The organism is Chondromyces crocatus (assembly GCF_001189295.1).
Lineage (GTDB): Bacteria > Myxococcota_A > Polyangia > Polyangiales > Polyangiaceae > Chondromyces > Chondromyces crocatus.
On the sequence record NZ_CP012159.1, the window covers coordinates 10,552,790 to 10,574,865 of the forward strand.

21 protein-coding genes are annotated in these 22,076 nt (G+C 66.1%); 15 read left to right on the forward strand and 6 right to left on the reverse strand.

The window, feature by feature from the left end:
• The 9 genes from tnpC to CMC5_RS45470 all read left to right on the forward strand — a co-directional run bounded on the left by tnpC (window position 1) and on the right by CMC5_RS45470 (window position 9,047).
• On the forward strand, window positions 1–1,707 hold the full coding sequence (gene tnpC, locus CMC5_RS38275) for an IS66 family transposase (protein WP_425394821.1): 1,707 nt from the start codon (window positions 1–3) through the stop codon (window positions 1,705–1,707).
• 430 nt (window positions 1,708–2,137) lie between these two features.
• The gene (locus CMC5_RS38280; protein ID WP_156339177.1) at window positions 2,138–2,701 is read left to right on the forward strand and encodes a hypothetical protein; all 564 of its coding nucleotides are present in this window, start codon (window positions 2,138–2,140) and stop codon (window positions 2,699–2,701) included.
• A gap of 88 nt (window positions 2,702–2,789) precedes the next feature.
• On the forward strand, window positions 2,790–3,134 hold the full coding sequence (locus tag CMC5_RS45455) for a hypothetical protein (protein ID WP_156339178.1): 345 nt from the start codon (window positions 2,790–2,792) through the stop codon (window positions 3,132–3,134).
• 706 nt (window positions 3,135–3,840) lie between these two features.
• Window positions 3,841–4,410 carry a hypothetical protein gene (locus CMC5_RS38285; RefSeq protein WP_050435029.1) on the forward strand — a complete coding sequence of 190 codons (570 nt, stop codon included), beginning with the start codon at window positions 3,841–3,843 and terminating at the stop codon, window positions 4,408–4,410.
• Window positions 4,411–5,117: 707 nt separating this feature from the next.
• Window positions 5,118–6,701 (forward strand): hypothetical protein, encoded by a 1,584-nt coding sequence (locus CMC5_RS38290; protein ID WP_156339180.1) that lies wholly within the window; start codon window positions 5,118–5,120, stop codon window positions 6,699–6,701.
• A 420-nt stretch (window positions 6,702–7,121) separates the two neighbouring features.
• The gene (locus CMC5_RS45465; protein ID WP_156339181.1) at window positions 7,122–7,511 is read left to right on the forward strand and encodes a hypothetical protein; all 390 of its coding nucleotides are present in this window, start codon (window positions 7,122–7,124) and stop codon (window positions 7,509–7,511) included.
• A 272-nt stretch (window positions 7,512–7,783) separates the two neighbouring features.
• Window positions 7,784–8,158, forward strand: a complete 375-nt coding sequence (locus CMC5_RS38295) for a hypothetical protein (RefSeq protein ID WP_050435032.1) — start codon at window positions 7,784–7,786, stop codon at window positions 8,156–8,158.
• Complete coding sequence (locus CMC5_RS38300; RefSeq protein ID WP_050435033.1) at window positions 8,134–8,349, forward strand: hypothetical protein; 216 nt, start codon at window positions 8,134–8,136, stop codon at window positions 8,347–8,349. Before CMC5_RS38295 ends, CMC5_RS38300 begins: the two co-directional genes overlap by 25 nt.
• 308 nt (window positions 8,350–8,657) lie before the next feature.
• A complete protein-coding gene (locus tag CMC5_RS45470; RefSeq protein ID WP_156339182.1) occupies window positions 8,658–9,047 on the forward strand; it encodes a hypothetical protein in 390 nt (129 codons plus the stop codon).
• A gap of 532 nt (window positions 9,048–9,579) precedes the next feature.
• Here CMC5_RS45470 and CMC5_RS43680 read toward each other — a convergent pair.
• Window positions 9,580–10,176, reverse strand: a complete 597-nt coding sequence (locus tag CMC5_RS43680) for a transposase (protein ID WP_169796783.1) — start codon at window positions 10,174–10,176, stop codon at window positions 9,580–9,582.
• Window positions 10,177–10,237: 61 nt separating this feature from the next.
• On the opposite strand from CMC5_RS43680, the gene CMC5_RS46300 reads away from it, so the two are divergent.
• Window positions 10,238–10,570 (forward strand): hypothetical protein, encoded by a 333-nt coding sequence (locus CMC5_RS46300; RefSeq protein ID WP_169796784.1) that lies wholly within the window; start codon window positions 10,238–10,240, stop codon window positions 10,568–10,570.
• Window positions 10,571–10,865: 295 nt separating this feature from the next.
• On the opposite strand, the gene CMC5_RS38310 is transcribed toward CMC5_RS46300, so the two are convergent.
• Window positions 10,866–11,354, reverse strand: coding sequence for an outer membrane protein assembly factor BamB family protein (locus CMC5_RS38310; RefSeq protein WP_050435034.1), 489 nt, complete (start codon window positions 11,352–11,354; stop codon window positions 10,866–10,868).
• Between the two features lie 204 nt (window positions 11,355–11,558).
• Here CMC5_RS38310 and CMC5_RS38315 point away from each other — a divergent pair, with 204 nt between their 5' ends.
• Window positions 11,559–12,116 (forward strand): hypothetical protein, encoded by a 558-nt coding sequence (locus tag CMC5_RS38315; RefSeq protein WP_156339183.1) that lies wholly within the window; start codon window positions 11,559–11,561, stop codon window positions 12,114–12,116.
• A 64-nt stretch (window positions 12,117–12,180) separates the two neighbouring features.
• On the opposite strand, the gene CMC5_RS38320 is transcribed toward CMC5_RS38315, so the two are convergent.
• The 4 genes from CMC5_RS38320 to CMC5_RS38335 form a co-directional block, all read right to left on the reverse strand.
• Complete coding sequence (locus CMC5_RS38320) at window positions 12,181–13,131, reverse strand: SDR family oxidoreductase (RefSeq protein WP_050435036.1); 951 nt, start codon at window positions 13,129–13,131, stop codon at window positions 12,181–12,183.
• A complete protein-coding gene (locus CMC5_RS38325) occupies window positions 13,128–13,646 on the reverse strand; it encodes a hypothetical protein (RefSeq protein ID WP_156339184.1) in 519 nt (172 codons plus the stop codon). The genes CMC5_RS38320 and CMC5_RS38325 overlap by 4 nt, the downstream gene beginning before the upstream one ends.
• A 182-nt stretch (window positions 13,647–13,828) precedes the next feature.
• Complete coding sequence (locus CMC5_RS38330) at window positions 13,829–16,063, reverse strand: xanthine dehydrogenase family protein molybdopterin-binding subunit (RefSeq protein ID WP_050435038.1); 2,235 nt, start codon at window positions 16,061–16,063, stop codon at window positions 13,829–13,831.
• Window positions 16,060–16,656 (reverse strand): 2Fe-2S iron-sulfur cluster-binding protein, encoded by a 597-nt coding sequence (locus CMC5_RS38335; RefSeq protein WP_082363190.1) that lies wholly within the window; start codon window positions 16,654–16,656, stop codon window positions 16,060–16,062. Before CMC5_RS38335 ends, CMC5_RS38330 begins: the two co-directional genes overlap by 4 nt.
• A gap of 1,371 nt (window positions 16,657–18,027) precedes the next feature.
• On the opposite strand from CMC5_RS38335, the gene CMC5_RS38340 reads away from it, so the two are divergent.
• From CMC5_RS38340 to CMC5_RS38355, 4 genes are all read left to right on the forward strand, one after another.
• A complete protein-coding gene (locus CMC5_RS38340; RefSeq protein WP_218920175.1) occupies window positions 18,028–18,993 on the forward strand; it encodes a hypothetical protein in 966 nt (321 codons plus the stop codon).
• A gap of 5 nt (window positions 18,994–18,998) precedes the next feature.
• Window positions 18,999–19,880 (forward strand): S1 family peptidase, encoded by an 882-nt coding sequence (locus CMC5_RS38345; protein ID WP_050435040.1) that lies wholly within the window; start codon window positions 18,999–19,001, stop codon window positions 19,878–19,880.
• A gap of 218 nt (window positions 19,881–20,098) precedes the next feature.
• On the forward strand, window positions 20,099–21,415 hold the full coding sequence (locus tag CMC5_RS38350; RefSeq protein WP_050435041.1) for a peptidylprolyl isomerase: 1,317 nt from the start codon (window positions 20,099–20,101) through the stop codon (window positions 21,413–21,415).
• The gene (locus tag CMC5_RS38355; RefSeq protein ID WP_050435042.1) at window positions 21,412–22,065 is read left to right on the forward strand and encodes a hypothetical protein; all 654 of its coding nucleotides are present in this window, start codon (window positions 21,412–21,414) and stop codon (window positions 22,063–22,065) included. The genes CMC5_RS38350 and CMC5_RS38355 overlap by 4 nt, the downstream gene beginning before the upstream one ends.
• The last annotated feature ends 11 nt before the right edge of the window (window positions 22,066–22,076 follow it).

Sequence of the window (22,076 nt, forward strand, 5' to 3'; positions counted from 1 at the left end):
ATGCCTTGTGCTGTGGCGCGCGGTGAATACACCGCTCGATACGTGGCCCGCTCTTCTTCTGCTGTCGTCAAGGCTCCCGTCGACCTCGTGCAGGTTCGGCGCCAGCTGACCCAGCTCGCGGACCGAGGATGCGTCACGGAGCTCATCGAGCACGTGCTCGGATGGCTCACGCAGCTGACCGACGCACACCATGCTCTCACGCTGCGCCTCCAGACCGCACTGCGAGCCTTGTACGGTCGCAAGAGCCAGAAGGTCAGCTCGCAGCAGCTCTCGCTCTGGCTGACCACGCTGCTCGACGCCGACGAGGCCCCTGCTTCTCAGCTCCCTGAAGCTCCGCCCGATGATGCTCCGCCCGAGAAGGGGGAGCAGGCAGCTCCCCCTGCCGACCCACCGAAGCCACCGAAGCGTGCAGAGCGTGCGCCGCTGCCAGCGCATCTCGAGCGCCATCGGGAGCGCTTGACGGTGCCCGCCTCGGAGCGCGTCTGCGGTCAATGCGGTCGAGACAAGGCCTGCATTGGCTACCGGACCAGCGAGGTGCTCGACTTCATTCCTGCGCGTTTCATCGTCGTCGAGCAGCAACGAGAGAAGCTCGCTTGCCCACGCTGTCCCGAGCAGGGCGTCTCCACCGCTCCGCCCGACAAGGTCATGGACCGCGGTCGTCCCGGTCCTGGCCTGCTCGCCAAGCTCGTCGTCGACAAGTTCGAGGACTCGATGCCCCTGTATCGGCAGGCCCAGGCGTGTGCGCGCTCGGGCGTCGTCCTGTCGTCCTCCACGCTCGGAGACTGGACCGCGTTCACCCTCGACCTGCTCGCGCCCATCGCGGCGCGCATCACCGAGCGGGTCCTCGCCGAGCCTTATCTGCGCACCGACGATACCGGCATTCCCGTCCAGGACCGCAAGCATCCTCGGCGCCTCAAACGCGGTCACCTGTGGGTCTTCGTCGGCGACCACCTCGCTTCCTTTCTCTATGCGCCCGACTGGAAGGCCAAGCACCCAGCGGCCCTGCTTCAGCCCTTTCAGGGCTTTCTTCAGGGCGATGGCTACGCTGGCTACAATGCCATGCTGCGCCAATCCACTCACTCCGCGCCGAGTCTGTCCGAGGAGCGTCGGCTCGGATGCGGCATGCACATCCGCGCCAAATTCGAGAAGGCTGCCAAGCTCGGCGATCTCAGCGCCGCCATCGCTCTCGGCTACTTCAAGGGCATCTATCTTGTCGAGGCCGAGTGCAAGGCGCGCGGTTTCTCTCCAGAGCAGCGGCACGCTTATCGACAAGCCCACGCGATGCCCCTGGTCGATGCACTCTTTCAGTGGGTGCGCGAGACCCACAAGACGCTCGTGCCGAAGACGCCTCTGTATGAGGCGACCTTCTATGCGAAAGGTCAGGAGGCCGCCTGGCGACGGTGCTTCTCCGACGGGCGCTTCGAAATCGACAATGGCGAGGCGGAGCGGCAGCTGCGCAAGATCGCTGTCGGTCGCAAGAACTTCCTTTTCGCCGGCTCCGACAAGGGCGCTGAACGTCTCGCCATCGGCTTCACGCTTTTCCGCTCGTGCAGCCTGCAAGGGGTCAACCCTCTCCTCTGGGCCACCGATGTCATCACCAAGCTGCAACGCGGCTGGCCACGCTCGAGGCTCGACGAGCTACTCCCCGACGCTTGGTCCAAGGCGCACACCAGCGACGCAACGGCTGTAGGCGTCGCCGCCTCGTAGCCGCATCCGCATTCCTGCTCGACGTCGGATGAAGGCTCCCGAGGTTGGCTTGCGGGCGTTCCACGCTCCCGTCTGCCTTGCGCCAGCATGCGCCCAGGAGAGCTTGCACCTCGCTCTTCCCACGCCTCAACCCTCTTCTGGGCATGCCCTGGGCCGGACGCTTACCAATTACCTTCATTTTCATCGTTCGCATCTCATTCAGTGGGCGCACTTCAACCGGTTCAAGAAGCTCGTCGAAGACTTCATCACCTCAGGCGAATACGAAGGGATGCCTATCTTGCCAGACGATCTGGGCACCTGACGTCGGTCTCACCTGAGGGAGCCGGACGCGAGGCGCTCCATCCGCTTGGACTGGAGTCGTCGAGCATGGAATGGCAGTTTCACCGGGGCATGGGTACACGCAGCGCGTAGATCTGCGGATCGACCGTTCGTGAAACATTCGAGGGCGCTGATGAACGGTACATTGCTCGTACAGGCCTACCTGCTGGCGACCCTGCGCGCGTCCGACCTCGTGGAGGCGGCATGTAGGCGGCTGGGGCTCGATTCGTTCACGCTGAAGGAATACAAGGCCGAGGCAGCCAGGCGGGGCTTCGACCAGCCCGGTCACCCCATGAGCAACTACATCGACCTTCTGGGAGAGCCGCTGTCTCGGGAGCACGTGGAGGATAAGGATCGCTACCGTCGATGCAGGTTCACCTATGCGCTGCCGCTGTGGCCCGAGCTCGTCCTCGTCGTTTACGGCTCGAAGGAAGGCCAATCGGCTGGAGTCGACTTCGCAGGGCGTCGCTCGGTCAAAGTTCCCCCGACGATCTCCATGGTCCATCCCTGGCACCTCGTGGACGAACAGATGGTCGATTGGCCTGGCTTGCGCGTCGTCGACGAGTGGTATCCGATGAAGGATTATGAGGTGCTCATCCAGGTCGACGATGGCTCATGGGCACGGCACTTTCTTCTCTTCGACCATGGCCTCCTTCAAGAAGTGAGTCGCGGATGAGGGAGACCTGCTCGGCCCTGGGCCCAGGAGCAGCAAGTCTCGAAGGCAACGAACCAACACCACCCGACAATCTAGCCGCAGCAACAAGATGATGCGTTTTTCTTCAACAGATCGAGAGAAAATCAATCGCCTCGAGCACGACCCCTCCTCCACACCATTGTATGAACATCTAAGAGACTGCCTGGTATGGCCAGATGAAGAACCTCCGTTTATTTCAAAAGATGGCTTCCTGTTGCTCGGGTCTTTGTGGGCCATTCGCGGGTTCATTCATCGTGGCCTCTCGCCAGACAATTGGGACCACAAACCATTGGTGTATCAAAAGATCTGGCAGGACGCGCTAGACGATGTTCCTCAATGGCCGGGCTTCAAGAGATTGGAAATCTCTGATGTCGATCGAGAGTTCATGCGGCAAGCTGAAATCGATGAGTTTTAGGATGGTACTTCAAGCAGATGCAACCATTACAGAGCAGCAATGACCTCATCGATTCTCGCATCTACCTTTCTCCCTTCTCGCAAAGCCTTCTCTGCGCACCGGCGATCAGGGCTCACGTTCCGAACCCGCCATCATCTTCGGCGCCCTCGGTCCCCCCATCACGACGGCGCTGGCCTCGTCACCCCTGCAGCCCCGAAAGACTCAATCAGAGTATCCGCGCCCGGCAGTGCGTGAGAACGTCGAGGCCGAGGATGAAAGGTACTTTCAGGGACTGACTCATGGTTTCGCAGTCGTTCATTGGTCGAGACATTTTTGCAGAGATCTGGGGCCTGGTGGTCCTGAGCGCTGCGGCGGCGGAGATCGAGGATCTACGAATCCCCTACGGCTGGATCGAGCACATGCGCACATCCAGTCCATGAGCGCCGCGCGTCTGCCCGTCGCAGCAGCCGTCGACGCTGGGCCGCGTGATGAGCGTTGAGAATGCCTGACGGACCCCATGGCGCGCTGGCGGAGCGGGGCTGCGGTTGGGGCCATGGGCAAGCAATGGGTGCCTGACGATCGCTGGCAACGAATTGCGCCTCTCATCCCGCCCGGGCCTTCCAGGACTCGTGGCGGGCCCTCTCGTGTGCCAGCTCAGAGCGAAGAGCGCACTCGCCGGAGCCGTCTTCATGTTGACGACGAACACTCTGAGGGACAATGATCATCCGTGATCAGTGAAAAGAAGAAGAAACTGATTCTTGATTACCTCACTGGAAGGGTCGAACTCGATCAGTTTTTTCATGACTATCCTCTCGAGCCCGAGAATGCCAGCACGCTTGCGCGAGAGATGTTCGTGAGGGCCATCGAAGAGCGCGATTCCGATGCTGTGGAGTACGGCTTTTACCTGGACAGCCAGTTTGGACCCCCATCAGATTACCTGGAGATACTGCTCGTGCTGGTGGAAGCAGACTGGCATCAGTCTCACGAGGCCGCCGTCGACACGCTCGTGAGCATGAAGTCACCACGGAGCGTGGACGTCCTCTTTCGTGCCGCCACGAAGCCCTATGAGTACCGCGACTATGACGATATCCCCGTCATTGGTGCAAAGTGCGTTCGTGGAATGGGACAGATTCGCACCTTGGAAGCCGTGAAGAGAATCGGCGAGCTGCTGAACTGTGGGGATGGGTACCTGGAGCGCCTGGCCGTGTCGGAGCTCGGCAGAGTCATTGCCTCGGATGTCCCGGAATCCCTTCGCACGGCGGCGCTGGACATCCTGAACGAGTATCAGCCCTCCTGATCGAGGTCTCGACACGGAGAGTTTTTCCCTCACGACCATCGGGGTCATCCGGAAGGCACGTCAGCGTCCGGAAGACTGCCCCAGAAAAGGGTCATCGCTACTCGTGTCAGGCCCGCAGAAGGATGCCACGACGCTCGGCTCCCGCAACGTGGCCAGCCTCGTCGCTCCACCCATCGGGGCGCCGTCGTTCGCTGCAGAGCACAAGCCCGGTAGCCTGAGCTGGCGGAGGCGCTGGTCCCTCCTCCGCCTGGACCCCTCCGCTCCGCGCGCATCAATCGCTCCCCGCGCACCAGTCCCCTCCCCCCACTGCGACCCCACCGCTCCCCGCGCATCAGTCCCTTCCCCCCACTGCGACCCCACCGCTCCCCGCGCATCAGTCCCCTCCCCCCACTGCGACCCCACCGCTCCCCGCGCACCAGTCCCCTCCCCCCACTGCGACCCCACCGCTCCCCGCGCCTCAGCCTCCTCCCCCTGCTCGGACCCCGCTGCTTCCACCGCTTCCTGGCGCCTCCTCCCCTGTCAGCACCTTGCTCACGTACAGCCACCCACCTCACCCCTGACAGTGGGCTGCCAGTTCACTCAAAACCTCCAGCCCTTACGGATTTCTCTGGTTTCAGCCTGAGCGGCGGTTCACGTTTGCGAAGGAACCCACTTCGCCTCGCAGGGGGACAGAGGCACCAGCCCAACCGATCCGGGAGGAGCAGCCGATGAGCGGTCTGTCGAGATTAAGCCGGCCGGAGATGCGGACCATTGCGCGGCAGCTCCTCGAAGGGCTGCAAGAGCGCGCCGCGTCGGGACCGCCGGAGCCTTCGCTGGATGCGTTCATTCCGCAGCTCGCGGTGGTGAACGCCAGGTTGAGCGGCCATCTCGCGGGGGGCGCGGTCGCGGATGCCAGGCGGCGCACGCAGCTCGTGCGGCTCGACGAGGCGGATGACGACGTGGATACGTGGCTCCGGCATGTCGCGAGCTTCCTGGAGGTGGAGGCGCGCCGCCGGACGGGCAACCTGCAAGAGGCGGTGAAGGCGCTGCGAGCGCAGGCGTTCCCCGCGGGGCTCTCGCCGATCCGGGCGTATGTGTCGGAGGAGAATCGCTACTGCCGCACGGCGATCGCGGTGCTCCAGAGTGCGGCGCATGCGCCGACGGTAGCGGCGATCCGGCTGCCTCTGGACTGGGTGACGGCGTGGGCTGCGGCCATCGAGGCGAGCGAGGCGGCCTTCATCGAGGCGTCGAAGGCACGGCAGGCGCAGTCGCACCACGTGAGCCACGGGATGGATGCGAAGGGCGAGTTCGTCGAGGTGGCGCGGCGGCTGCGGCACTATGTGCAGAGCCGGGCGTCACGGCGCGACAAGAGCCGGGTCGACGAGGGGGAGCGGTTGCTGGCGCCGCTGACGCTGCCGCTGAAGAAGCTGCGGATGGAGGACAAGGCGCGGGCGACGCGGCGCGGGAAGGCTGCGGTGGAGGGGTCGGCCGCGCAGGAGGCGCAAGCTGGTGAGGTCGCGAGCGCGGCACAGGTCACGAGCGCGGCACAGGTCACGAGCGCGGCGCAGGTCACGAGCGCGGCACAGGTCGCGAGTGCGGCACAGGTCGCGAGCGCGGCACAGGTCGCGAGTGCGGCACAGGTCGCGAAGGATGGGTCGGCGGCGCAGGAGAGGAAGGCTGGAGAGGCTGCCAGCGCGGTGCAGGAGACCTCGGCTGCGGGGGTCGCGAACGCTGGCGAGGTTGCCAGCGCGGCGCAGGAAGTCTCGGCCGCGGGGGTCGCGAACGCTGGCGAGGTTGCCAGCGCGGCGCAGGAAGTCTCGGCCGCGGGGGTCGCGAACGCTGGCGAGGTTGCCAGCGCGGTGCAGGAAGTCTCGGCCGCGGGGGTCGCGAAGGCTGGTGAGGTCACGGGTGCCGCGGAGGAGGGCTCGGCTGGAGACGAGGAGGCCGCGCAGCGCGCCAAGGCTGGCTCGGGCGAGCAGGAGGCGAGGCCGGCTGCCGGGGAAAGCGACGCCAGAGATGCCCGTGGAGGCGGTGATGCTGGGAAGCGGTCTGATGGCGGAGAAGAAGCTGGCGCGCGTCCAGGTGGGCTTCGAGGAGGGGGCGCGATCTCCTTCGAGTATGCCCGGGTGCTGGACGTGGCGGGGGAGGAAGCGATGGCGATCCCCGCGCTGGAGATCATCACGAGTGGCGGGGAGTCGGTCACTCTCGTCCTCTCGCAACATCCGGAGTGCCGCGCCGTGCTCGAAGCGCTCCCCCACCTCGGGCGGCATCGCCACACGGGCTGGATCGCGCCCGAGGTGGTCCGAGTTTAGCCAGATCAACGAATGGTCAGAACGACACGTGGAGAATCCTCGATGAGCCATTCGACGGATGATCGAGAGTTCTTTTCCTGCTCAATCCTCCTGGACAGAAGCGTTCGCTTTCTTCTGTGATTCTGTGGAGAGAAGGAGGCCTTCTGGGCCGACGGGGGCGAGTCTTCAGCTGGTCATCCGACGCGGATGTTCGCAGGTACGCCGAGACGCAAGGGATTCCGATACCTGGTGGGCATCGCGTGGAATTTCGCGGACCAGCAGCGCCAGGTCGACCTCGGTGGTGGTGGCACTGCGCACTATGTTTACGATACGGCCGGAGAGCGCGGCAGAGGATTTCGCCGACGACGTTGAAGAGAGCCGAAAGGCGATGGAAAGATATTACGGGCGGGAGAATAGGAAATGACGAGGAAGAAAAGTCGCATGGACGATGATATAGCCATAGCTTTTGCAGCTGAGGAGTTTGAGAGACTTCATCCCCGTGAAACGTGGCCCAAATGGTTCAGAAAGAGCACATGTATCTCAACCAGCAGCGACAACCAAAGGAGGTGGATTGTCTCATTCTCTGTCGCATACAAAGAACCCCTTCTCGAAGGTGAGCAATGGGAGCAACTGGCCAATAGATGGCGTATTGTAAAAACCGATCCAAAAACTATGGAAAAAATGGTTGTGTATAAAACACCCCGACGTACAGAGAGGTTTTTTGAGGTTGCGATTGATCCTGAGACGGCGGTGGTATCGGTCCTAGTCGATAAGGATCTCTCCGGCTTTGACGGTGACGATCTGGAAGGTGAACCGGGGCCATCGGACTAGTATTGCAGCTCTACACACGAAGGCCGAGCTGCTCGGCGGAGATAACAACTCCAGGGGATCTCCTCCGTTGATCTAGGGCGTGTCCTTGAATTCGTAGCCAGCAGAGAACGCAGGCCAGCGTTCCTATCGTAGCGTAGTTGCGAACCGTATTGGGTGCGGATCTCAAACTGAGCGGCAGGCAAAGCAGAGTCAGTGGTCGTAAGGGGCGACGCGGTGACACGTTTTCGATAGCCGGGGAGAAACTGTCACGGCTGGCCGGAATTATTATCGGTATGAGAATCCGGCTGCCTGCCAACGACGTGACGCCCGCTCACCGGACTGAGATTCCCTCGGAAGCGAAGGCACTCTTCGAGCAGCTGCTCGTCGAGCAGAGCCGGTGTGGTGCGCCATTCGACAACTTCGGTGAGTTCGAACGACAGCTTCACGCTCGGATGGCCGAGATCGAACGGAAGCTCCTCGCCGAGGAACTCCAGCAGCAGGACGTCGACGTGACGGTGGTGCAGATCGAAGGGGTGCCGTACCGGCGCGTGCTGCGCTGCACCGAGACGTACATGTCGACACGCCGCAGGAGAGTGCGCAGCTCTGCGCGAAGCTGGGGCGCATGCAACCCAGCAAGAGCAGCTTGGATCGACTGCCGAAGCGGCTGAGCGAACGATGGGAAGAGCAACGGCAGGACTTCGAGTCGCAGCTTCGTGACCAGGCCATCGTGCCTGAGGAAGCGGTGGCCGTAGCGGTCTCGCTGGATGGCATTCTCGTGCCGATGCGCGATGGCGAAGGGGTGACCAAGCGGGCGCGTACACGAGAGCAAGGGAGACAGACCAATGACTATCGCCGCTGATAAGGCGTCAGTTCCAGAGCTGCACCCAACGTTGATGCCACGATGTTCGCAGATCTGGAGGCAGGAGTTTATGGCCGCTGGTCTGGACATACGCCCCCTCCGGGTTACAGAATCGAGCCAAGTGCCGTCGATCGAGCCTTGTTGCTTCCGGGACAAACTCAAAGCGCGGTATGGGGGGATCCGGCGCTACCTCGGATTCTTACTGGAACACCTGGAGAAGATGCGATCCTTGAGGTTGAAAGAAGACGAAGGGCGTCGGCGAGACTTTACGGAGAGTAGTCCAAGAAACGATGAGCAAAAAAAGTCGCATGGATCTTGAAATCGCTTCGGCTTTTGCAGCTGAGGAGTTCGAGAGACTTCATCCCCGCGGAACATGGCCTAAATGGATTGGGAAAAGCACCACTATTTCAGGCTGCAGAGACAAGCAGAAGGGGTGGATTGTCTCGTTCTCCGTTGCATATAAAGAGCCTCTTCTCGAAGGAGAGCAGTGGGAGCAAATTAACGGCAATTGGCAGGTTGTAACAACCGATCCCAAAACTCTGAAAAAAATGGTTGTGTTTAGATCACCCCGGCGCACAGAGGTATATTTTAAGGTTTTGGTTCATCATGAGACGGGGGCGGTAACAGTCATAGTCGATAGGGATCTCTCCGATTTTGACGGTGACGATCTGGAAGGTGAACGAGGGCCATCAGGATAGTATTACAGCTCTACCCACGAAGGCCGAGCTGCTCCTTGGCGACCCATAGTATCGACGGAGAATCGCTCGATGCAGGCGGCCCCACCACGAGCATCACAGGACGACGTGTGGTTCTGATCAGAGCGGCGGCGTAAACCGTCTGGTACAGCGCCGCGCCGCGACACGCATTCCCGAGGCGCGACGGGAGGCTCTTCGCGGTGCGCCTGCGAGCTTGACCGCCGCGTTATATAGTTCCCGTCCCGAAACGTAGGAAGCCGCGATCCCTCGGCTGGAGTGGACTCTCACGCCAGACCTGTCGCCCATAGCGGATGACTTCGTGCGATTGAGAAGATCTAGACACTGATCGCAAGGCGACCGTGGCGCGGGGGCCTCCTCCAAGACGCAGAGGCAAGAAGAGAAAAGCGGCGAGCTATCCGCAATTTTGTTTGTCGGAGGGATCGCGTTCACGGCGGTCCTCTGCACGGTCAGGAAGGACGGCGCTCCGTTGCGGCTCGCCGGTGCCCAAAGTTGCACTTGGGTGTTTCAAGACGAGTTAGAGCGGCGGCCCAGATGGTTTGGTACGAGGATAGGCGTACGCCGCGCGATGCCCGAACCATCCAGCCGCATCCGTTGAAGAGATGCTGCCCAGCGCTTGGCCGAGGGCCTCGTAGACATCAGCCGTCGTACGAGGACCTTCCGCTCGGATGAAGTGTTTGATCTTAGAGCCTGCCTCCTCGACGGGACTGAGATCCGGTGAGTAGGGCGGCAAGATCCAGTAGTGAGCGCCGCAGTCATGAACGGCTTGGCGCACGCTGCGCATTCGGTGGGAACCAAGACCATCGGCGATGACGACATCGCCTGGGTGCAGTTGCGGAGCGAGCTGGGTACGAACGTACGTTTCGAAGGTCACGCCGTTCGTCGCACCTTCAAAGGCCAAGGGAGCCACGATGCCTTGCAGCGACAATCCGATGGTCAGCGTGATGTTGGGATCGGTTTTGGCCGGAGCATGTCCGCAAGCCCGTTGCCCCTGCTGCGCTCGACCATAGCGTCGTGTTTGCCCTAGGTTCAGCCCAAACTCGTCGATGAAAATCAGTTTGGTGGGGCCATGCCGACGCGCACGGCGCCGAAACGCTTGCCTCGCTCGTTGCATCCTCCGGCCAGAAGCATCACCCGTACCAGGCCATCCGGGATGCCGCTCTAAAGAGGAATGTATGATTGAAGAGGTTCGCGCTCGACTGGTTGTACCAAATGGACAGGACCTGCTGGTCCTACTGTTTGAAATACTGTCTGTCGAGCTCACGGAGTGCGGTGGCACTTGGACGGGGGCGGCATTCGGTGGCACCTCGTTTACGGTCATCCCGGATCCAAAAACCGACGGTCATTACGAGTTGATTGTCTCGACGGATCGCTCTCATCCAAAGTTCGGCGAACAGCAGAAGATATTTGTGCGCATCGAGAGGCTCCCCGATTGGCTGAGCCGTATGCTCGCAAGAGAAGGTGTGGACTGCAAATGGGGCTCCTCAAAAGAAGAAGCCATAGGCTAATCCCATGATATCTCTCTGACTCAGACGGTCGGTAATTTCGCCCGGCAGCGAGGTGCCACATCCGCACCGTTCGCATCGACGTACCCCAACGGATATCCTGTTCAGTATCCGTCCGGCCCCTGCCATCGTGACCAGCCGAGCGTGGAAGGGGAACTCCAGAAGCCATCAAAGGCACTGGAGGTTGGGATGGCGACGCGAGCGGAGTGGAGCGAACGGGTAGAGTGCTGAACGCAGAGCGGCTTGCTGGCCATCATCGGTCGCAGAGATTCGTCGCTCCTGAGCGTCGAGGAGCAGCTTAGCGGCGATCGGCCTGGGCGGCGCGTCCGGGGACGGCGAGGGCCGAAAGCTTCGGGTGGCCTTCTCCCATGCCGCCCTGGAGGGGTTGCTCCCAGAGGAGGGCGCCGTCTTCGAGGGCACAGGCGAAGAGGCGGTCGCCGTGGGTGAGCAGCACCTGGCCGCCTTCGACGAGGAGCGTGGCGCTGTAGACGTTGATGTTCTCGTGGGTGGTGACGTCGCGGGTCCAGAGGAGTCGTCCGGTCAGGTAGTCGAGGCAGTTGATCTCGGACGCGGCGTTCGGGGATTTCCACTTCGTATGGGGGAGCTTGCAGCTCACGCTGACCACGCGGGGGCCTTCGACGATGCACAGGGTCGGTGAGGTGTGGGCGCTCGTGCGGGTGGCCTCGAAGCGCCAGGCGGGTCGGCCGGTCATGCGGTCGTGGGCGACGAGGACGCCGTTGAGGGCGGTGATGACCAGGGGGGATTGCGCAGGAGGCTCGCGGTACATGCGGGCCATCCTAGGGCGTCACGAGGGGTCACACCCGGCGAAGGAGGGCCGGAGACGCGCCGCAGACGCGAGGCGGGGACGGGCGCTTCGTTTGATGGTTGAATCAGGCAAGGCCTCGGTCGGAAGATCAGGGGGATGGCACAGGCACGTGATCCCCTGCTCCGGTGCAGTCTCCCGCTCTCCTGGTTCCATGGGTCTCGTCCGATGGCGCCCCATGCGTTGCCGCCGATCGAGCTGCTTCGCCCGGTGCAGGAGGAGTTGCTGGAGGTGGCGCGGTCGGTGGTCGAGGGGGATGAAGAGGTGAGTCCGTCGCTCCTGTCGAGCCTGGCAGGAGAGCACGCGGAGGCCGGGGTGTACCTGCGCAGGGGAAGTCGCGAAGGTGCAGTCATCTATGTGCGGTGGTCGGACCTCACGCCGGAGGAGGTCGAGATCAAGGTGGCCCCGCTCAGCCACGCGCAGGTGGTGTTGACGTGGGTAGCGCTGGGGGGGTCGCTGGCGCTCGGGTTGGTGGTGGCGAGTCAGCTTTCGGTCGAAGATGGTCGGCTCGCGCTGGTGGTTGGGCTGGTGATCGGGGTGACGCTCGGCGTTGGACTCATCCTGGCCCTCGCGAAGAGCGGGGTCGGTAGCTCTGCAGCGTCCAGGAGCATGGCCGCGCGGCTGAGCCGGGGGGTCGAGGCGTGGCGCGTGAGGCGGATGGAGGGGCTTCCGGCTGGGAAGAAGGAGCGGAGAGCGCGCGCGAGGTCAGCGGCCGCAGGGTCGTGATGAGGTGCCGAGAGGCGCAGGTGGCGACAGGCCAGGTCGCGATGGAAGCACGGGGGGCGGCGGGTCAGGTCGCGGCGGGGTGGGTCGGGTCGAAGGTCACGGCGGTGAGGCGTTCGGAGATGCGCCAGAGGTGCTCGGCGGCGGCGCGGTCTCGGGCCTGGGGGGCGAGGCGCGCTTCACCGACGGGACCTTTCAGCTCCAGGAGGCCAGCGGGGCCGTAGTAGGCGGCGCCGCGGGCTTCGGGGGCGGTGGCGGCGAAGAGGGTGGGCAAGGTGCCGGCGGCTGCGCTGTGGCCGAGGACGAGGTTGAGGTAGGCGCTGAGTTTGACGAGGGGCTGGAGCCAGCCTTCGCTGCCAGGGCCGTTGGTGAGGAGGTCGGTGTGGGCGTAGCCAGGGTGGGCTGCGCTGGCGTGGAGGCCCCAGCCGTGGGCGTCGCTGCGGCGCTGGAGTTCGAAGGTGAAGAGGAGCAGGGCGAGCTTGGACTGGCCGTAGGCGCGCCAGGCGTCGTAGGGGCGCTCGGACTGGAGGTCGTGGAAGTGGATCGCGCCTCGGTGGTGGGCGAGGCTGCTGAGGTTGACGACGCGCGGGCCAGGGGCGCGGCGCAAGAGGGGGAGGAGGCGCGCGGTCAGGGCGAAGTGGGCGAGGTAGTTGGTGCCGAACTGGAGCTCGAAGCCGTCGGCGGTGGTGCGGCGGCGCGGGGGGGTCATGACGCCGGCGTTGTTGATCAGGATGTCGATGGCCTCGAACTCCCGGGTGATGCGCTCGGCGAAGGTGGCGACGGAGGCGAGGCTTCCGCAGTCGAGGGGGTGGAAGTGGACCTGGGCGGTGGGGTGGGCGGTGTGGATGCGGTCGATGGCGGCGCGCGCCTTGGCTTCGTTGCGGCCGGCGAGGAGGACGCAGGCGCCGGCTGCGGCGAGGGCGAGGGCGGTCTCGTAGCCGAGGCCGCCGGTGGCGCCGGTGACGATGGTGGTCTTGCCGGTCTGGGAGGGGATGTGGTGGGTGGTCCAGGGGGTCATCGCCGGGCTCGCGCTTCATCCGGTCGCAGGTGGATGGCCATCAGCGTTCGCATCGTCTCGGCGTTCGCCTCGGTGATGGCGAAGTCTCTGCGGCCACGGCAGAGGTAGTCGATGAACGCGGCGAGCGTGCTGGCCGCACGCGGCGCGACGTGGGGGCCGATGGTGCAGCGCCAGAACGATTCCAGGCCGAGGCAGGTGAGGAGGTGGGCGCGGGGGATCAGATCCACGAAAATGCCCAGCGTGCGTTGGTCTTGGGCGCCCTGGAGGAAGGACAGGAGAAAGGGGCCCAGGTAGGCCGCTGCCGCCTCGGGACGCAAATCGAGCAGCGGTGTGCAGCCCTGGAAGGCGTTCGAGGTCGTTTTGACGTCGATGGGAGCGACCCCCGCGAAGGCCTCCAGGAGGCCAGGGTGCGCCCACGCGATCTGCTGGAGGTGGTCCGGGTGAGGTGTCGGGAAGTCGCTCCAGGCATCACGGATGCGTGCGTGGAGGATCTCTTCTTCGCTGGGGTCGGTCATCAGGGTCATTCTCGGCTCCTGGTCGGCTGATGTGTATGCGGATTTGCGGGCCGATGGGCGCGGGAGATGGGCGGGCCGATGGGGGCGCGTCCGTCGCGAGGACCTCTCGGGGAGCCATCGATGATGCACGTGTCTTCTACGGTCACGTCGACGCGCCATGGCTGGACGTCTGCAATCGATGCTCAAGGGGCAGGCTTTTCTCGCGAGGCAGCGAGGGCGCGGAGGCGCTCGGGGGTGAGGGGGAGGTCGCGGGCGCGAAGGCCCGTCGCGTCGAAGAGGGCGTTGGCGAGGGCTGCAGCGGTAGGACCCTGAGCGGCTTCGCCGGCGCCGAGGAAGGGCTCTCCGGGGCGGTCGAGGAGGGCGACGGTGATGGGAGGGACCTCGGAGAAGGTGAGGATGGGGTAGCTGTTCCAGTCGCGGGAGAGGATGCGCTGGGTGTCGTGGCGGACGGCTTCTTTGAGAGTCCAGCTCAAGGACTGGATCAGGCCGCCTTCGATCTGGTTGGTGAGGCCGTCGGGGTTGACGATCTCGCCGGCATCGACGGCGGTGACGGCGCGGAGGACGCGCAGGGTGTGGGTGGTCGGGTCGAGCTGGACGTCGAGGCAGACGGCGCAGTGGCTGCCGACGTTCTTGTACTGGGCGAAGGCGATGCCGCGGCCGCGGCCAGGGGTGCGGGTGAAGGTCTTCCAGCCGAAGGCCGCGGCGGCCTTGTCGAGGACGGCGCGGGCACGCTCGTTCTTCAGGTGGCGGAGGCGGAAGTCGAGGGGGTCGAGGTCGGCGGCGTGGGCCAGCTCGTCCATGAAGGATTCGAGGGCGAAGACGTTGGCGTAGGCGCCAAGGCTGCGGTGCGCGGAGGCGCGGAGGGGCATGGCCTTGACGAAGTGGGTGGTGATCTTCTGGCCAGGGAACGCATAGAGGGGAATGGCGTTGCGGTCGGCGGAGAAGTTGGGGGGGCGGCTCGTGCGCGGGGTGGGCTGGGGGAAGGGGGTGGCGAGGGTGCGGGCGGGGAGGAGGTTGCCCGGGTGGCCGCCAGGGCGGGTGTTGTGGGGGGTGGACCAGAGGTCGTAGGTCCAGTCGAGGACATTGCCCTGAGGGTCGAGGGTGGCACGGACCCGGGCGAGCATGGCGGAGCCGTAGGGCTCGTGGGTGTGCTCGTCTTCGCGGGACCACTGGACGCGGATGGCGCGGCCAGGGAGGGCGCGGGCGAGGAGGGCGGCGTCGGCGGCGGCGTCGTCTGCGCCGTTGTGGCCGTAGCAGCCGGCGCCCTGCATGTGGCGGCCCCAGACCTTGGCCCTGGGGAGGCCGAGGACCTTGGCGATGGCTTCGGCGGTGGCGAAGACGCTCTGGCTGTGGGTGTGGACGGTCATGACGTCGCCGTCCCACGCGGCAACGGCGCAGGAGGGGCCGATGGAGGCGTGCATCTGGTACGGCCTGCGGTAGGTGGCCTCCAGGGTGCGGCTGGGGGTGGGGCCGGCGTTGCGCTCGAGGTGCTGGATGACGGTCTCGTCGGCGGGTTGAGCGAGGAGCCAGGCGTAGGGGTCGATGGGGAGCACGGCGGTCTCGCGCCACCGGGCGGAGCGCGCGAGGGCCGCCGCGGCCTTGATGGCTTGCCACTCCTTCGCGGCGATCACGCCGAGGAAGTCGCCGTCTCGGTGAACCTTCAGGACGCCGGGCAGGCTGGCGACGAGGGCTTCGTCGGCGCCGAGGAGGGTCGCTCCGTGGGAGGGGGCGCGGACGATGCGGCCATGCGCCAGGGTGTCGGGGCGCAGGTCGTGGAGGAAGATGGGCTCGCCGGTGATCTTGGCGGGGAGGTCACGACGGTGGACGGGGCGGCCGATGTAGCGGCGGGCTGCGATCGGCTTGAACGAGGCGCCCTGGGTGGCTTCGCGGTCGAGCGCGTGCTCCTGCACGAGGCGCCCGTACGTCACCGATTTGCCGCTCCGTGGGTCGGTGATGGTGCCGTCCTCGACGCGGAGGCGCGCTGCTGGAGCGCCGAGGCGTTCGGCGGCCCTGGCGAGCAGGAGGGCGCGCGCCTCGGCCGCGACGTGGCGCACGGTGGTGCCGCCCTCGGACATGGACTGGCTGCCGGTGGTGGTGCCCTGGTCGGGGCAAGCGCGGGTGTCGCCGGAGAGGATGGCGAGGCGCGCGAGGTCGATGTCCAGCTCGTCGGCGCAGATCTGGCCCAGCGCGGTCAGTGCGCCCTGCCCCAGCTCCACCTTGCCCACCTGGAGCGTCACGCTGCCGTCTGCCGCGATCCGCAGCCAGGCGTCGAGGCGTGGGTTCCTGGCGAGATCGCCCAGCGTTCTCCGGGGCGAGGAGGGCGCCGGTTTCTGCGCGCGGGTGTCGATGCCGGTCAGCGAGAAGCCGAGGACCAGGGCCCCACGGAGCAAGGCACGTCGCGTGGGTCGGAGGGTCACGGGAGCCTCCCCTGGGCGCCCGGCGACGGACCCGGCGATGCGCCCGGCGAGCCCTGGGCGCCCGGCGAGGTGGGTGACCCCGTGGTTCCCTGGAGACCGGAGGAGCCAGGGAGGCGCTGTGCCGCCCGTTCGATGGCCTGGACGATGCGGTTGTGGGAGCCGCACCGGCACAGGTTGGCGTCCAGCGCGGTGCGAATCTCTGCGGAGGTGGGGCGCGGCTTCGCATTCAGCAGGGCCGCGGCGGCCATGATCATGCCGGGGATGCAGTAGCCACACTGGCCGGCTTGCACCTCCAGGAAGGCCTCCTGGAGTGGATGCAGCTTGCCATCGGGGGCCCGCAGTCCCTCCAGGGAGGTGATCGACCGCGCCGTCAGCGCCGCGGCGGGCACGAAGCACGAGCGCAGCGGCACGCCGTCGCTCAGCACGGTGCAGGCGCCGCACTGCCCGACACCGCAGCCGTACTTGGCGCCGTTCAGGTGGAGCTCGTCGCGGAGTACGTACAGGAGCGGGGTGTCCTCATCGACGTCGATGAGGTGGGGTTTGCCGTTGATCTGCAGCGTAAGAGGCACGGTCCCACCTTCCCGGGAAGCCATCGCGTCAGGGCGCTGAGAAAGAGGTTACCCCGCAGGCAGGCCAGAGGTTACCCCGCAGATAAGTTGGAGGTTACCCCGCAGGGGGGCTGTCCGAAAGTGGGAGGCCCGGTGGTGACGTCGTGGGCACGACCGCTGATGCGCGACATGACCACGGCGCCCGCGCGTGGGCGCAGGGGGAAAGATTCACCGGGGAGCCAGCAGCACCATTACGCCTGCACGGGAGGTCGAAAATCACCTCGACGACCCGAGGAGTGCGCAATGGTCACCGGGAGGGTGAGGCGTCGGGAGCGCTTCGGCGGCGCGGGGTGCGACCGGCTTCCGACAGGCTCGAGGGTGGGTACGATTTGTGGGGGTCGCTGCTCGGTGAGCCACTCGCAGCGCGGAGGCCAGCGCTCCCTCCCCACCGAGGGAAGCGGGGCGACGCTCGCATGACACGGAGCGCCTTGCTTGGGGGGCGTGGACGCTTGCCTCCGGCGGGGAGCCGCTCACCTACCGTAATAATTCCTGTCGATGCTCGGCGGCACGACGTTCGTGCTGGGAGATCATCGGGGAGACGTCGAGGCATGGCCATGTCGCGCCTCGTAATAAATCCAGCGCGCCGACCGGCGCTTCGTCGAGCACCCGTCGGCGGGGAATGGACGTGGGACGGTATTTCTGAGCCACGTGAATGCCTCCATCAGGGCAATGAAGCCGGTGTTCCGATCTGGAGCACGTCCCCAGCAAACGGCGCCGGCGGTTTCGATGTTGTATGGTTAGACACTGCCAGAGGACGGGCAAGGGCAGGCACCTCAAATAAATGGAGTGCAGCAGCTAACTCCTCGGAATGACGGGACTATAAAATGTGTCGCTGGACGTCGCAGGTGTGCTCTTGGCCCACCGGGGCGCGCCGGGGGAGTGGCACTTCGATGAGACTGCAATGCCCTCCTGGTTGGTTCGCGGGAAATGAACACGATTCATCGGTCGGCGGCGTGACCATGGCTCAGCGCGTCACGAACGACGGCGTGCGAAAGGGATGTCGCACCGCGAGCCGCCCTGTGTCAGACGCTGGCGCTGCCTTTACGCACCTCGCGCGATGAACGCGGGCAGCCTCGCTCGCGGAGCAGCCTCGCTCGCGGAGAGGGTTCATGCCCCATTGCCACGCCAGCGGTGGTGAGAGTCGTCCATTTCGTGCAGCAGCTCACCCCGGTGCGCTGCCGCGAGGTGCAGAAGCCGCGCAGAATGCAAAGTTGCGCGATCGAACGCTGTAGTTATCCCAGCCGAGCGAAATGAAGGACGATCGTTCACAGCTCAAACAAGTATCGATATGGTGGCGAGACTCGGAGCAATGTGCGCGAGTCGAGTCACGAGCTGTTCGTGAAGGAGATTGCAACTATGCGGATGCTGCGCTCGGTGCTGGCGGTGGCGACGCTGGCGGTAGCAGGTGGCCTGGCGGTGGGGTGTGCGCTGGGCAGCCCCGAGGAGGACGCCGGGGACGAGCCGATCTTCGGTGAGGTCCACCAGGATCCGGGCCTCCGGCTGGAGAGGACGCCGGAGAAGGTGTCCGGCGCGATCGTGGATGAGGGTGTGGACATCCGCTTCTCCAGCGTCGAGCACGAGGATGGTGCGCTCGAGGTGCGGGTGGAGCTGAACGGGATGGTGCTCAGCGCACGCTACGACGAGTCGGGCACGGTGCTCGACGGGGTGAACGCGGGTGACGGGTCGCCCACGGCGTTCTCGGAGGTGGATCGGGCGGCAGTGCGGCGGCTCCTGGCGGCCCTGGAGGCGGAGTTCTTCCCTTCGATCGAGCACGTGACGACCAAGGAGGAGTACGACGCAGCGCGCCGGCTGACGGCCGCGGAGGAGCGGCTGTTCCGCGCCGTGGACGTGCAATGGTCGCAGTGGCCGACGGCAATGCCGCTGCGGCGAGAGATCCTCGGCGAGGCGGCCCGCGCCTGGACGAGCTGGCGGCGCTATGCAGCCACGAACACGACGGTGACGGGGTGTCACGATTGCAACAAGTGCTCGTTCTCGGGTGATTGCTGCGATACGGGGAAGAAGCTCGGTGAGAACTTCAGCGGGGCCAATTACGGCAACTGCGGGACGAGCAGCAATGGGTCGCAGTTCACGAAGGACTGCACGAACCACGATCAGTGCGTGCGGACGAGCAAGCACGGTGGTCACGCGATGGCGAGCCCGTACTGCAATGACCAGTTCGCGGCCTGCGTGGACGACGAGGCGAAGGCGCCGTCGTGCAAGTACGACTGGCGCGGGACGAGCAGGAAGGGCAACTGCCCGGCGTCCTACAAGGGCGACGGGGCGTGCGATTGTTTCTGCCAGTTCCAGGACACGGACTGCTGAGGTCGATGCGCGCACACGCCGGGGCCGCGCTGGTGGCGCTCGCGCTCGCGGGTGCCACCGGCTGCGGTGAAGAGGACGCCCGGCCAGCGCCGGGGTCCGGTGGGGGGGGGTCGGGCGCTGGAGGCGCTGGAGCCGGAACCTGCGCGCAGGAGGTCGATGAGGGGGCGCTCGAGGATCACGCCGGCGGGCGGGTCGGGGGGCTCGGGGAAGCGGCGCAGGGGATCCTCGGTGGGGTGCTCGCAGGTGGAGATCCGGCGGTGGTGGCGATCAACACGCTGGATGTGGACTGCCAGCGCGCTGGCGTTCCTGCCTGCACGGGGTCACTGATCGGGCCGGATCGGGTGCTGACGGCAGCGCACTGCGTGGGGAAGCTGCCCGCGGCGTCGTTCGTGGTGCTGTTCGGTGACGTGTCGGACCCGGGGCGAGGAGAGCTGGGCGCCGGTCTCGAGGGGCTCCTGTTCCGGGTGCGCGAGATCCGGGTGCACCCCGAGTTCAATGCGCTGACGCTGGCGCACGATGCCGCGGTGCTGCGGCTGGAGGGCGTTGCCCCTGTGGCGCCGGTGGTGCTGGGGGACCAGCTGGATGCGGCGCCCGAGAGAGGGATGGCCGCTCGGGTGGTGGGCTTCGGGCGCGCGGAGGCGCCGCCACCTTTCGCCAAGCGGGAGGGGACCGTGGCAGTGACGGAGGTGTCCGCCGTCGAGCTGGTCTACGAGAGCGCTCCAGCGATGACGTGCGATGGCGACTCCGGGGGGCCTGTATTCATGACGGTGGGGGACGAAGAGCGGCTCTGGGGGGTGACGAGCCGCGGAGATGCGGACTGCGCGAAGCACGGGGTGGCGGTCCGGGTGGATGCGCTGCCGGCGTCGCTGTTGACGGAGGCGTGGTGAACAGGATGATGAAGGATCGAGCGAGGTGCTGGGCTGCTGGATTGCTGGCGGTGAGCCTGGGCGTCTCGGGATGTCGCGGTGACGGGGGCGCGAGGGGTGGGTCCGGGCCAGGGGCGAGCAGCGCAGCCGCCGAGGCGACGGCAGCGCCGGGTGCCGCTGGATCATCGGGGACCACGGGGCAGCCTGGAGGAGAAGCCCGCCAGAGGATCGCGGCGTCGATGATCACGATCACCCATGTGAACGTGCATCAGCAAGGCGGTGCATCGTTCGATCTGCGCGAGCACGAGGGGGCGCTCGGGGGGCTCGCTGCCGAGAAGCCCGCGGGGGAAGCTGCCGGAAAGCGCGAGGACCACGCGCACGGGGATCACGCACACGGAGATCACGCGCACGGAGATCACGCGCACGGGGATCACGCCCACGGAGATCACGCCCGAGCGGTGGCGAAGCCGAGCGCGGAGCCTTCGCAGGGAAAGGCGCGGGCAGGTTCGGAGGCCACGGGTCCCGGGAACGCCGCGCAGGGGACGAACGTTCCAGGCCAGCGTGCCGGCGCCACGGCGGGTGGACCGCTGAAATCCACGCGCTCCGAGGCGGAAGCGATGACGCTGGCACAGAGCCTGGTGGCCGAGCTGCGCAAGGACCCGGGGCGGTTCGCGGAGCTGGCGCGGGCGCGTTCGGAAGATCCGATGGCTGCCTCCGGAGGGGATCTGGGGACGTGGACACCGGGACAGCAGAAAGAGCTGGACGAGGCAATCCTGGGGCTCACGGTGGGCGCGATCTCGGAGCCTTTCGCGACGGATTTCGGGATCCGGATCTACCGGCGGGAGGCGCCGGTCGTCGATACGCGGGTGGCAGCGCGACAGCTGGTGGTGGCGTGGTCGGGCGCCACGCGCGCGCCGACCTCGCTCACGCGGACGCGCGCGGAAGCGCTGGCGCGTGCCGAGGCGCTGACGACGGCGGCGCAGCGGGATCCGGCCGGGTTCGAGGCGCAGATCCGGAAGGAGTCCGACGGCTACGATCGGGAAAAAGGGGGCTACCTCGGCGCGTGGACGACCAACACCGGCCGGTATCCGCCAGGCTACGATCGGGCCGTGAGTGCGTTGCCTGAGGGGGGGATCTCCGCGCCCGTGGCGTCGGACTTCGGTTACCTCGTCTTCCAGCGCGTGGCCGCGCCACCCGCGCAGGTGCTGCTCGCGGGCGCCCATGTGCTGGTCAGCTTTCAGGGGGCGCAGAAAGCGAAGGCGGGGGTGAAGCGCTCCGAGGCGGAGGCGCTGGCGGAGGCCACGCGCATCGTGGAAGAGGCGCGGCAGGATCCGGTCCGCTTCGGGCTCATCGCGGCAGAGCGCTCCGATGACGCGAGCGGGAAGCGCGGTGGGGAGCTGGGCGTCTTCCGGAAGGGGACGCTCCCCGCAGCGCTCGAAGAGGCGCTGGAGGGGCTGCGCATCGGCGAAGTCGGTGGCCCCGTGCGGACGCCGTATGGCTACCATGTCGTCGTCCGACGAGAGGCTCCGACCGACAGGGAATACGTGGCGCAATGAGCAACGGAACGGAGGAGACACGGCGGTGGGTGGTCCCGGCCATCGTGGCCGCAGCGCTGCTGGGGGGTGTGCTGGTCTGGCAGGCGACGCGACCTGCCGCAGCCCCTCTGGCGGAGGGCCATGCAGGAACGCCAGGAGGGAAGGGTGACGAGGAGCCCAGGAGGCCAGCGTCCGGGGCCACCGGGGCCGCCTCGGGGCGACAGCCGTCAGCGCCCGGGAAAAAGCCTCCGCCTCGCGAGGACGAGGGGCCGGCGCCCGCGGAGCCGATGATCGACATGCCTGCCGGAGAGCCACCGGAGGAAGGCGCTGGCGACGACTTCAAGGAGTCGGGGCTGCCTCGCGCGCTGTTCGACGCGAAGGTGGGGATGGAGGAGTACATGCCCTCGGCCATGCGCCTGGAGGGTGCCGAGGCGAAGCTGGGGCGGAAGCTGTCTCCGGAGAAGCGCGACGCGCTGAAGGCGGCGTTCGAGAAGGCCGACGAGGAAGCGGCGCAAGCGCTCGCAGCGTTCCGCTTGAAGGAGCTGAGCGAGGAGGAAGCGAGGCGCACGATCTTGGACGCCGAGGGGCGTTACCTGAAGGTCGTCGCGGAGGCGTTCGGGAGCCCGGTGGAGGCGGTGAAGCGCGCCTTCGAGACGTCGCTGGAGCGCTGAGCGACGCCCCG